Genomic DNA, 11366 nt, shown 5'->3' on the forward strand with positions numbered 1-11366 from the left:
ATGCACAACCTCGCCCTCGCCGGATAGACCACCCGCCGTGCAGCAGTCCACCATGCCCGAGGTCGCTCAGAGAGCATTTACGGGACAACGCTTAGTCGACCGTGTCGACGGGGGACTGCACCAGGTCGGCGTCGTCTCCGCGGTGACCGGGGCCTGGGAGGACGACTACCGAGCCCGGATACGTGGGCTCCCGGTGCGTACCGCGGTGGACTATCTGCACGATGTGCTCCGCGAACTCGCGCCTACGCGAGGACGCATGCATGCTGTGCGGACATTGCGCCAGAGGCTGCCTGTGCTCTCGCCCGCAGAGGCCATCGAGTACGTGGGCGGGCTGCTGGAGGGTGATGCACCCGCCCGCCTCATGGCCGTCGCCACTAGGGAACTCGTGGAGCCTCTAAACCCGGAATTTGGGGTGCAGACCGTTCTGAGCGGGGCGGCGATCCGAGCCGGTCAGAGACCCGAGGGATGACTGGAAAGCCAGTCGGCATGCCGATCGCGCATCTGGTCCCGCTCGTCGGATGTGGTGAGGAAGACGTCGGCGCCACCGTCGTAAGGGTGGTGGATGCGCTGCATGCGGGTGTCGGTGATGAGGATTCCGGCCACCTTGTCGTCGGCGGTATCTCGGAGCAAGTCGTCGACGCAGCCGTGCTGCCAGGGCTGGCGGACGGCGAAGAGGTGGCAGTACGTGCGGAACTCAGGGTCGGGATCGTCCTCCACCAGCACGCTCTGCCAATACCCCGTTCCGGGTTTCACTGACGGAACCTCGGCTTCGGTCGTCCAGGTCGGAGTGATGACGTACACGTCCGCACCAGCGAACAACTCATCAAGGACGGTGTTGTAACGCTCCAGGACGACGGTGTACTCGCTCTCGTCCTCGGGGTACCGCTTCGACTCCGGCAGGCTGTGAAAACGTACCCAGACATCCCGATACGGGTCACGGAGCTTGTATCCAACTGGTGGGCAATGGGGCCAATGCTGATGCCACAGCTTCGTCAGATCCGCCTGCCCGTCTCCAGACACCTGCTGCACTCGTCCTCTCGCGTCTGTAGCCGCCGACGACCATGATGCCGGGGCGCATCCACGAGAGAAACTGACTTCCTAAGGGCTGTCCCGTAACGACCACCGGCTGGAAGCTGAGCGGTAGGACCATGGACGGCCCATGGGCGGCTGCGAGAGCATGGGTTGCATGCCTACTTGGACTATCGGGACCGCGTCTGTCCTGGACACAGGTGTCGACGAGGTGATGCGGGAGTACTTCAGCGAGATGGGGAGGCGGGTTCTGGGACGTTCGGTCACAAGTGAAGAGCTTCGTGCGGTGCTCGCGAAGGACCCCCATCGTGACCTCAGCCCGCCCGGTGGCGCGTTCCTCATTGCACGCAGCGAGGAGGGCGAGTTTCTGGGCTGCGCAGGAGTGCGGTTGATGAGAGGCACCGCTGGGACCGCGGAACTCAAGCGGATGTACGTGCGCCCCGCCGGCCGGGGAGCAGGGGTGGGCCGGGGCCTCCTTCTGGCCGCTGAGGAGACGGCCACCAGGCTCGGCGCCGTCCGGATCGTGTGCGAGACCAACACCCAACTCATCGCGGCGCGGACTCTGTACTCCAAGCACGGCTACCAGGAGACCGAGCCGTATGAAGGTCACGGCAGGGCGGATCACTGGTTCGCCAAGTCTCTTTAGACTGAATGGGAGTGATCGACTCGCCAGCCGAGATGATCTTGGTCTGGCTGGTGTGATCACGGCGTCGGAGCCGTCTTGGATAGGTCCGTTCACGGGGCTGAGCCCGCGCTGCTTCGGCAAGTTGGTGACTGCCGTGCGGCGCGAGATGGCTGCCGAGGTCCAGCGCGGACGGCCCTGGGCGCTCTCGCTCGAGGAACGCGTCCTACTGGTCGCGGCGTACTGGCGAACGAACTTGACGATGCGCCAACTGGCGCCGCTGTTCGGCATCTCGAAGTCGGCGGCGGACCGGGTCATCGACCACCTCGGGCCACGGCTCGCACTGCAGCCCCGCAGGCGGTTCGCGAAGGACACCGTGCTCATCGTGGACGGCACGCTGGTACCGACCCGTGACCACACGGTCGCCGAGCAGTCCAAGAACTACCGGTACTCCACCAATCACCAGGTCGTCATCGACGCCGACACTCGGCTGGTCGTTGTGGTGGGCGAGCCCCTGCCCGGCAACCGCAATGACTGCAAGGCATGGGAGGAATCCGGTGCCAAGGCCGCCGTCGGCACGACCATGACGATCGCCGACGGCGGCTACCCCGGCACCGGACTCGTCATGCCCCACCGCCGCCGCAAAGGGGAAGTGCTGCCCGACTGGAAGCAGGCCCACAACAAGTCCCACAAACAGGTCCGCGCCCGCGTCGAGCACGCCTTCGCCCGCATGAAGACCTGGAAGATCCTCCGCGACTGCTGACTCAAAGGCGACGGCGTCCATCACGCCGTGCTCGGCATCGCCCGCCTCCACAACCTCACCCTCGCCGGATAGGCCAACGGATGGCACCGCAACCAGCCTTGCCACCACCCAGCCCAAGATCATTACGGGACAACCCTTAGCTGCCGCTTCATCGGCTGCTGATGTAGCCGGTCCGGTCGTGTTCGACGAACTTGACCAGTCTGTCGCGCTGGTCCCGGTGAGAGCAGCGAACGAGCAGCGCAAGAATGGGGTGGCCTCGTTGTGCACCAGCGAGGCAGGATCGGCCCTGTGATGCGCCATGCCCACGAGGATCCCGAACTGCTGGCCCTGGTTCGCCGCTATGTCACGCCCGAGGGTGAGCGACGGCGCTATCTGAAGCTCGGAGGCAGCTTGCTACGCATGCGAAGCCCTGAGTACGACCGGTTCATACGCGACCTCCGCGAGGATGCAGGACTCATCACCGCGGATGAGATCGCCACCCTTCTTGAGGGCAGCTGGCGCGAACGGAGAACGGCAGCTTGGCTCGTAGCCGTCTCTCGACGGACCGAGTTTCGCGAGTGCCTCGGAGAACTCCTGCTGGCGAGCGAGGTCTGCTCTGCTGGGCTGGCCTACTGCGTGGCCCTGGCCACCTTCGGAACGGAGCGCGATGCTGATCTGCTCGCCGCCTACCTTGATCGCTACCTCTGCCGCCCTGACCTCGCGTACGACCAGACCGTCGTCATGGGTGCTCTCCAGTTCATCAGCCTGAATCTTGGAAACGATCAAGCCGACCGTTTCCTGGGCCTGGACGGCCTGTGGCAGCAGTGGCTCCACGACGCGCCTCACATGCAGGCCAACCCAGACCCTCTCTCCTCCTCCTTGAGCCTGATTCGTCAACTTTATGCCGTCGTCCATGAATGCGCCGAGGCAATATGACGGCCTCGCATCTCGTTGTGATCTCTCTGCTCCATTGCCCGGCACGCTTGGAAACAGTCAGACCCGTGCGCGGGCCGCGATGTAGTAGATCCAGTCGCGTCTGGCGTATCCGGTCCAGCGGGTGGCGTTGCTGACGCTGGTGCCGGTGAAGTCGGCGAGGACGGACGCCGGCAGGTCTGTGGCCAGCGCGAGACGAGCATTGTTGCGGTCGGCGCGGGGCGCGATGCCGTGTCGGCGGAGCTTCAAATTGAGGTAGGTGGCTCCGAGAGGGCGGGCGGGTTCCTGGCCGGGGAACAGCCACGGTGTTGTGCTGACTGTCTGATCGAGCTGCCAGCGTGCCTGGCACTGGTCGCGTTGCGCACGAACCAACTGGGCGACTTCGGGCGGCAGCGGAAGACGATTGCCTGCGAGGTTGAGCGCCACCATCGCGTTGTCGTCTATGACGTCGCGCACGGTGAGTTCGAGCAGTTTGGTGTGCTGCAGCCCGAAGAGGAGCGTCAGGGCACGGGCCGTACGAACATCGAGAGGCAGAGAATCGTCGCCGAGACACCGGTGCAGTTGCTCGGCCTGCTCCTTGTCCGTCATGAATACGCTGGGGGCGGCGATGCGTGCCCGGGGAACTACGAGCTCGCCGACAAGGCCCCGACCTCGCGCCCAGGTGACGAAGGCACGCACCTCACGACGTTCAACAGCCCCTTCCTCCAGCCACATCTCGAGTGTTGGCTGTGTGAGTTCCCCGAGAGTGGTGCCGTGCTCGTCGAGCCAGTCGAGCAGTTCCAGGGCCCGGCGCAGTCGCGATCGCATCTGGTGCTGTGTGCTGGCGCGTAGCAGGCGGTGCCGGTGGGCCCGGCGGATGCGGTGGAGCAGATACCAATGGGTGAAAGGGGTGACGAGCTGCCGCTGAGGGAGCGGTGCCTGGGCCAAGTGGGCGTCAGCCCAGCGGGGCAGGGCCTCCAATCGTTCGTCGCGCGGCGGCAGCACCGCAGCGCCGACGACGGCGTCCGCCTTGACGGACTGCGAGTCGATCACGCCGGCCGTCGGTTCCGCATCCCGCCCCGACTCCTCGCGGACCCGGCCGCGCAGCCGGTCGTGGAACTCCCTGAGCAGCACGTGGTCGCGCCAGCGGCGGAAGAACGCATAGACCCGGTCCCACGGCGGGAAGTCGGCCGGCATGGCCCGCCACTTCGTTCCGTTGTCGACCAGATAGCGGATCGCGTCCAGTATCGCCCGGTGGCAGTACGCCTCCGGCTGCCCGCCCCGATCCCGCATCCAGCCCGGCACCGGCAGCAGCGGCCGGACCACGGCCCACTCTGAGTCCGTCATGTCCGAGGGATACCGCCGAACACGCTCCGGATGGTCGGCCGCATTCCCGAACCGGTGAGCGACACAATCACACGACAGAGCAACCGAGTTGAACTCCACCGGCACGAGCACGTACAACTGCGGCAACAGGGTCTCCTGGATCTCGGTTGGCTTCGCAACCCCGAGCTACCAAGGGGCCCTGCCTTCATGCCCGCAGCCGGCCACGGTCACCCGAACGAGACTCCCGTTCGACGCCCACCCCTCAAGATCGGAACGACAACAGCTACTAAGGACTGAGTCGCAGGTCAGGCCCTGGGCTCCAGAGGGGGCGTGGCTGTCTGCTCGTCGTGTTCGCGCAGCATGCGCATGATGGTGGCGGGTGAGGGGCGTTGTCCCTTCTTGGCGCCCTTGGAGATGACGAGTCGAGCGGCGATGTCGCGCAGACTCAGCTCTTCATCGCGCAGGCGGAGGGCGGTGAACAGCATGTCGTTGTCGGTGACACCGGCGCCGCCGATGGTCTTGCCGCGTTTGCGGGCTGACTCGTGTCCTTCGAGGGTGCGGTCGCGGATGTACTCGCGCTCCGTGCCGGACATCGCGGCGAGCACGGTGAGGACGATCCCCGAGGGGTCGTGCGAGCCTTTGAGCTCTCCGGTGAGGAACTCCAGGCCGACGTCGCTCGCCTTCAGTTCCTCGGCGAGCATGGCGAGTTCGATGCCGCTGCTGAGCCGCTTGTGCTCGTGGACGACGAGTGTGACGGCGACGCCGGAGGAGCGGATCTCCCCGGCGAGCTTCACGGCCGCGTCCAGCTCGGGGCGCATGGTGGCACGGGTGGAGATCTTCTCCGAGAAGACCCGGGTGACCCCGATCTCGGCGAGCGAGTCCAGTTGCGCGTCCAGTGACTGCCGCGCGGTTGAGGCGGGGGCGTAGCCGAGGCGGACGTGCCCGACCGGTGCGGTGCCGACGCTCACCGGTCGGGGCAGCTCGGTCCACATCGACCCCGGCTTGCGTACGGCCGGGGTCGGCACGCTGAGCGTCTTGGTGAGTTGGGGCACGAGGCGGAAGCGGGCGGTGTGGTACTGGATGGCCACCTTGCCCTTGCCGGTCCGGCACGCGGAGCCTGTGGGGGCGGCGCAGGTGGACATCGGACAGTCGTGCGCTTCCACGCGTTTGAAGTCGTCGCTCACGAGCCCGGAGTGGTTCATGAGGACGTTTCAGACGTCCAGTCGTTTGCAACAACTCGTGAGACATGATTGCCGCAGGTGGACCGCTGGGCGGGCGGCTGTTCCACGAGCGACCACCTATGAAACGCGCTTGTTCGCTCCGGCGTAGGAGCCAGGAGTGACGCCGATGCCACTGGCTGACTCCTGCCACGCCTCTGTGCAGTGCCATGAGCGGCGACACGGTGGTGTCATGGCCGTCCGACTCCCGGCGGCCGTGACACGACTGCATCGGTGTGACGGGCGCACGCCGCGAGGGTATTCGTTAGGCGCCGGCCCAGACCGGCGCATCCGTTCCCCATAGACCCGGCGGACGTGCCCAGTTCACTGGGCCCCCGTCGTACGACACCGGCGGCAGCGCGTGCCGCAGTCGGCCCATGGGGCTGTCGGTCTCGGTCAGCCAGTGTTCGGCGTTGAAGCCCTCTTCCTCGCCCGGAGCGGGTGCCAGGTCGTGGACCAGCCAGTGCGCGGTCTGCGTCAGCGCCAGGCGGACCAGCCGTGTGCCGCCCGTGCGGTGCTGCTCGGTGAGCGCGCGCAGGACACCGGCCGCGAGCAGATAGCCGGTGCCGTGGTCGAGCGCCTGAGCGGGCAGAGCACCGGGCGAGTCCGGCGAGCCCTCCAGCTCGGCGATGCCGGTGGCCACCTGGACCAGGCTGTCAAAGCCGCGCCGCTCGCGCCACGGTCCGTAACGGCCCCACGCGGAGAGCTGGGCGATGACGAGACCCGGTCGGCGCTCGGCGAGCGCCTCGGGCGTCAGTCCGAACCGTTCCAGCGCGCCCGGCCGGTAACCGGTGACCACCACGTCTGCCGTATCGAGCAGTTCCTCGAAGAGCCTACGGTCGGTGTCCTCTCCCAGGTCCAGGGTGGTCGAGCGTTTCCCCATCCCTGTGTCGTTGTGGGCCTCCTGACTTTCCGGCAGCTGTGGGGCGTCGATCCGCAGCACGTCAGCGCCGAGCAACGCAAGCGTTCGGGTGGCGACCGGTCCGGCCAGTACTCGGGTCAGATCCAGGACGCGCAGCCCCGCGCACGGTAGCGCGGCACCACCGAGCATTCGATCCGGGGCATCATCGATGCGCGCCGTCGTCAGCAGCGGCTGCCCCGCAACCATGACTCCCTGCTCGCTCTTGGCCCAGTCCTCGGGGCCGCGTGCAGCGACGGCCAAACCGCCCGCCGCGTACACGGTCTCCTCCACTTCTAGCGCGGTAAGCCCCGCGATCGCCTGGGCCACCGCGTCCACCGCCTCCTCGTCGGCGTTCCCCGGCACCCCGAGAGCGGCGAGCAATCGGGCCCGGTGGTGCGGGTAGTTGGCGTGCGTACGAACCCATCCGTCGGTTGCCCGCCAGAACCGGGACAGCGGCGCGAAGGTCGACCACGCTCGCCCGTCGGCCCGCACCAACCGGTCGCTGAGGAACGCCGTCGCGACTGCCTCGTCATCGACCCGCACACGGGGCACGGGGCGCCCCGTGCGTACGGAAGTGAGCTCCGCGGCCGCGAGCGAGCACACCGCGACGGTGGCTCGCGCCAACTCCATGACGGGCAGCCGCGCCGGCAGCCCTCCGGACGGACCGCCGTAGGACACCCGGTCGAGCAGCGAAGAATCGGCACCCAGTGCCGCCCAAGCCTGCGAGGCCCCCGAGATGATTGGAGAGTTCATGCCCACACTCTGGCACTGAGTGCCACCTATAGGAAGGGTTGCGTCATGGACCCAGGCCCTCGCCGACGTACTACTGAGATCCGGCCAGAGACGCCGCCCGCGCCCGCGGAGCCCTCGGCGGACGGCCGCTCGTCGGCGACGACGCAGGAGCAGGTACGCCATGCCCGCCACCTGCTCGCCCGCCCGGAGAACACCGTCACCTCGATTGCGAAGCTCCTCGGCGTCTACAGGAACACGAAACGCGAGACCCTCCAAGGCGCCCAGGACTACGGCGATGCCGACACCTGCCGCAGGACTGTCTTCGACTGGCTGACCCGCTACAACACCCGCCGTCGGCACTCCGCCAATGGCCACCTCAGCCCCAATCGAATACGAACGCCGACACCAAACCGCTGAACTCACGCTCGCCGCGTGATCAATAACCGCGTGCCCACCTTCGCGGTGGAAGGCCCGGTAGTTCGGCAATCGCTGGTCGGCTCGTTACTCGTACCGGTACTTCAGCGAGTCCGCTTCCGCCTGCTCGATGTCCGCGATCGTCAGCTCCGGCATCCGCAGCTGGGCCAGCGTCACCTCGGCCGAGGTCGGCTGGGCGTCCGCCGGCAGCCACTGCTCCGGTTTCCAGGCTCCGCTGCGCAGGAGCGACTTGGGGCAGTGCGGATAGACCTCCTCGATCCCCAGCACCAGGGCACTGGTCGGCGGCTTGCCCACGGCGGTCAGCTGCGACAACAGCTCCGGGCGGGTGGAGACGCAGGCCCGGCCGTTCACCCTCAGCGTCGTGGTGCGCCCCGGGATGAGGAACAGTAGCCCGGCCCGTCCGGTGGCGATGACGTTCTGCAGGGTGTCCAGACGCTTGTTGCCAGTCGCGTCCGGTATCGCCACCGTCCGTGCGTCCAGGACGGCGACGAACCCGGCGGGGCCGCCGCGCGGGGAGACGTCACAGTTGCCCTCGGCGTCCGCGCTGGCGACCAGGACCAGTGATGAGCAGCCGATCAGCCGCCGGGTCTGTTCGGTGAGTTCGGTCATCTGCTTGCGCACGGCCGCGTCGTTGGGGAGTTCGTAGGTCTGGCGCAGCGTCTCCTGGTCGGGCACGGCGTCGAGGCGGAGCGAGTCGAAGGCGCTGGTGGCAAGAGGTGTCGTCATGCCGCCGACCCTAATGGGCCGACCTGCGGTTGTTCTTGGCCGGTGAGCGTTGGGACACAGAGACAGCCTCGCGAGTTGTCCGTGGAGTGGTCACGGAGAGTCAAATCTTCGGTGCCATACGATGCCTGTCGGGATGGCCACGAAGCTGGGGTGAGGTGAGTTCCAGGGCCCGGTTGTCGCGTCCGGCGCTCATGTGGTTGAGCCAGCGTTCGTACCAGTCGAGGAAGTCGGTGGCTGAGGAGACGTTGGGGCCCCAGAACCCGTCGCTGTTGCCGATGAGGACGCGGCCGGTGAGGGGACCGGTCACCGCGATGACGCATACGTCGGTGCAGCCCATTTCGATGACGTGGAGGAAGAGGTCACGTCCGTGGCCCCCGGACTCTGCGCCGTCGAAGCCGCGGGGTGCCCCCGGTTCTCCGCGCGGGTTCATGACCACCAAGGAACACCGCACCAGCGGCATGACGCCGTAGAACGGCGCTGCGCCTGAGCCGCCGATATGCGTGAGGAACTGCCGATAGGCGTCGGGCAGGACGATGTCGTGCTCGGCCTCGAACGCAGCGACGCGCGCTTCCGCCAGCTTCGGACCGAGGCGGAACTTGTGTTGCTCTTCTCCGAAGGAGTGGCTGCGCAGTGCTTGGAACGGGATCGCGGCCAGCTTGCGACGCAGGCGGGGTATGCGGGGATCCATCGTGCTCTTCTCTCGTCCCCGTCACCCTATGGGCGGCTGTGATCAGCTGGCCAGAAGAACCCTTTTCCTCAGGAGAGCGCAGCCAGCCCGCCCTCGTTGCAGTGCTCAGGGCTACTGCTTCGCATCCTCCTTTCGCTGTTCGGAGTCGATGCGCGCGACGAAGCGACGGAGATCGGGCATGCACCAGGTTGACGGTGGTGTGCCGGGCCGCGCAAACCGTGCCGCCCAGCCCTGTCACGTGGGGCACGTTGGGCTGTACGCCGCTCAGGAGTACCCGACTGCGGTGGTCATGCGGGCGTATGCCTCATCGAGTAGCTGGGGTGCTTCGGGTGGGTGATCGGGCTCTGTGGTCATGTGGTGGATGGTGAGGGTGTGTTCGGTGCGGGTGAGGTCTGCCCGGGCGATTAGCTGGTCATGGGCGAGGAGGGGGCAGACGTAGTAGCCGTGGGCGCGGTGGTGGGCGGGTTTGTATGCCGCCAGGGTGTGAGTGAAGCCGAAGAGCCGCTGGGTACGGGGTCTGTACCAGATCAGGTTGTCGAACGGTCCGAGGAGGACGGCCGGGCCATCCGGTCTGTCAGGACGTCGGGATGTGCCCAGGTTGCCTTGGTCCAGCCAGAGACGGTGGCTGGGAGCAAGGGGCTGTGTGGGAGGAGCCGCGTGGCGGCGCGGGTGGGGATTCGGAGGTAGTTGGCGAGGTCGCTGGTGGTGGCGATGCCGAGGGCGCGGCCGGCGTAGGTGAGCAGGGCGGTGAGGCATTCGTTGTCGGTCTGCGCCTCGGTGTGCAGGTGTGGGGGGGGAGGTGGCGTTCGGGGAGGTCGAGCAGACGTTCCCAGCGTGGGGTGCGGCGCACGCAGATGAGGTCGCCAGCCCACAGCATGAACTCGGCGGCTCGTTTGGCCGGTCCCCAGGCCCAGCCGTTGCTGGCCCGGTCGCCGGGCTGTCGTAGCTCGCGCTGGGTGAGGGGGCCGTGTTCGCGGATCAGGTTGAGGATGCGGTCGCGTTCGGCGGGTTCGGGGTATTCGGGCCGGCGGCGCGCGGCGCGGCGGCGGAAGGCCCATAGGGGCCAGTCGTTGAGCGGTACCAGGGAGTGGGCAGCCGCTGGTGCGCAGGCCGGTCATCATCTGCCTGCCCTGTACGCGCGCCGCTGCTCCGCGACCCACTGCCCCGGCGGGTACGTGCCCTCCTTGTGCCCGTACGGAACCCGGGCGTGTAGCTCACGCTCCGCGAACGCGCTTGCTAGGTTTCAACTGATGGGTATGACGCTTGTAAGTCACGTTCCTTTCGAGGCCGTTTTATGGAGCGGCAGCGTTCGTATTTGTGCGGCGTTCTCGGCCAGGGTTTGGAGTGGTTTCAAGATTTACATGACTGAGGCTCTGCTGGTCCTGAGGGCTCCTCAGAAGTGCTTCTGACTAGTATTGGTGGCGCACGTTTCAGAACTACGGACGGCTTTCCTCTTGCATTCCTTCCTCTTCCTATCGCCCCTTTTCGTTTAGCTTCGGGGGTGTCTAGTGTCGAGGCTCGGTGAACCTGCGCAGGGTTGGGATGGTCCAGCCGTCTGACCTGTGGCGTTTTTGGTTCCTGCCGTGCCTGTGCAGGTTGGTTGGGTACTGTGCAGTTTCAGTGATCCTCGGTATGTGGTGGCGAGGGCGTCTGTCGGGGGGTTTGGTGTCTGGTGGGAGTGCTCGTTTCTAACGGTTTCTACCCTGGCAAATTACGTGATGCATTGAGGGGTCGGGCCGTGGAAGGGGCGGGCAGGGGAGGAGCCTCCTCGGCCGGTAGGGCCCGGCAGCCGGCCCCGGGTCCCAGCCTCCGGGTCAGGCGACGACGGACGCCCCGCCCTATCCTTGTAGCTACTGGCTTGAGGAGCAGCTACACTCCGGCGAGAGGGGCATGACGAAGCCTCACAGATCCCCGGGCGGGCATGAATTCCGGAGGAATTCATTTTGCAATTCCGGAGGAATTGCATAAACCCGTAGGGTTTATCGTATTTACGCCCCGTAGGGGCGTGCGTCGTTCCTCCGGAGGAGGACGCGCGC

12 protein-coding genes and 2 pseudogenes are annotated in these 11366 nt (G+C 66.8%); 4 read left to right on the forward strand and 10 right to left on the reverse strand.

The genetic code is table 11. From position 1 onward, the window contains the following. Positions 1–91: 91 nt before the first annotated feature. Together ACGFZA_RS42160 and ACGFZA_RS42165 are read right to left on the reverse strand one after the other, a co-directional pair. Positions 92–220: a hypothetical protein gene (locus ACGFZA_RS42160; RefSeq protein WP_393686384.1), complete on the reverse strand. Its 129-nt coding sequence runs from the start codon at positions 218–220 to the stop codon at positions 92–94. Positions 221–450: 230 nt separating this feature from the next. Then, the gene (locus ACGFZA_RS42165) at positions 451–1029 is read right to left on the reverse strand and encodes a hypothetical protein (RefSeq protein WP_393686386.1); all 579 of its coding nucleotides are present in this window, start codon (positions 1027–1029) and stop codon (positions 451–453) included. A gap of 235 nt (positions 1030–1264) precedes the next feature. Between ACGFZA_RS42165 and ACGFZA_RS42170 the strand changes: the two genes are divergently transcribed. The 3 genes and pseudogenes from ACGFZA_RS42170 (at position 1265) to ACGFZA_RS42180 (ending at position 3329) form a co-directional block, all read left to right on the forward strand. Continuing rightward, on the forward strand, positions 1265–1675 hold the full coding sequence (locus tag ACGFZA_RS42170; RefSeq protein WP_393686398.1) for a GNAT family N-acetyltransferase: 411 nt from the start codon (positions 1265–1267) through the stop codon (positions 1673–1675). Between the two features lie 43 nt (positions 1676–1718). Beyond that, a pseudogene (locus ACGFZA_RS42175) lies at positions 1719–2486 on the forward strand (transposase). 219 nt (positions 2487–2705) lie between these two features. Then, positions 2706–3329, forward strand: coding sequence for a DUF6000 family protein (locus ACGFZA_RS42180; RefSeq protein ID WP_393686400.1), 624 nt, complete (start codon positions 2706–2708; stop codon positions 3327–3329). 57 nt (positions 3330–3386) lie between these two features. On the opposite strand, the gene ACGFZA_RS42185 is transcribed toward ACGFZA_RS42180, so the two are convergent. The 3 genes from ACGFZA_RS42185 to ACGFZA_RS42195 form a co-directional block, all read right to left on the reverse strand. Then, positions 3387–4652 carry a transposase gene (locus ACGFZA_RS42185; RefSeq protein WP_393686388.1) on the reverse strand — a complete coding sequence of 422 codons (1266 nt, stop codon included), beginning with the start codon at positions 4650–4652 and terminating at the stop codon, positions 3387–3389. 284 nt (positions 4653–4936) lie between these two features. After that, complete coding sequence (locus ACGFZA_RS42190; RefSeq protein WP_393686390.1) at positions 4937–5833, reverse strand: recombinase family protein; 897 nt, start codon at positions 5831–5833, stop codon at positions 4937–4939. Between the two features lie 280 nt (positions 5834–6113). Next, positions 6114–7502 carry a CoA transferase gene (locus tag ACGFZA_RS42195; RefSeq protein ID WP_393686392.1) on the reverse strand — a complete coding sequence of 463 codons (1389 nt, stop codon included), beginning with the start codon at positions 7500–7502 and terminating at the stop codon, positions 6114–6116. A gap of 45 nt (positions 7503–7547) precedes the next feature. Between ACGFZA_RS42195 and ACGFZA_RS42200 the strand changes: the two genes are divergently transcribed. After that, a complete protein-coding gene (locus tag ACGFZA_RS42200; protein WP_393686394.1) occupies positions 7548–7898 on the forward strand; it encodes a hypothetical protein in 351 nt (116 codons plus the stop codon). A gap of 84 nt (positions 7899–7982) precedes the next feature. Here the strand turns inward: ACGFZA_RS42200 and ACGFZA_RS42205 are convergent, their stop codons facing one another. From ACGFZA_RS42205 to ACGFZA_RS42225, 5 genes and pseudogenes are all read right to left on the reverse strand, one after another. Then, positions 7983–8642, reverse strand: coding sequence for an MSMEG_1061 family FMN-dependent PPOX-type flavoprotein (locus tag ACGFZA_RS42205; protein WP_385272628.1), 660 nt, complete (start codon positions 8640–8642; stop codon positions 7983–7985). A gap of 100 nt (positions 8643–8742) precedes the next feature. After that, a complete protein-coding gene (locus ACGFZA_RS42210; RefSeq protein ID WP_393686396.1) occupies positions 8743–9330 on the reverse strand; it encodes an SMI1/KNR4 family protein in 588 nt (195 codons plus the stop codon). Between the two features lie 264 nt (positions 9331–9594). Continuing rightward, positions 9595–9942, reverse strand: a complete 348-nt coding sequence (locus tag ACGFZA_RS42215) for a DNA glycosylase AlkZ-like family protein (protein WP_393686402.1) — start codon at positions 9940–9942, stop codon at positions 9595–9597. Further along, positions 9905–10414, reverse strand: a complete 510-nt coding sequence (locus tag ACGFZA_RS42220) for a DNA glycosylase AlkZ-like family protein (RefSeq protein WP_393686405.1) — start codon at positions 10412–10414, stop codon at positions 9905–9907. The genes ACGFZA_RS42215 and ACGFZA_RS42220 overlap by 38 nt, the downstream gene beginning before the upstream one ends. A gap of 33 nt (positions 10415–10447) precedes the next feature. Next, positions 10448–10513: pseudogene (locus ACGFZA_RS42225) on the reverse strand (hypothetical protein); the annotation flags it as partial. Between the last annotated feature and the right edge of the window lie 853 nt (positions 10514–11366).

This window comes from Streptomyces sp. NPDC048211 (assembly GCF_043202315.1).
Lineage (GTDB): Bacteria > Actinomycetota > Actinomycetes > Streptomycetales > Streptomycetaceae > Streptomyces.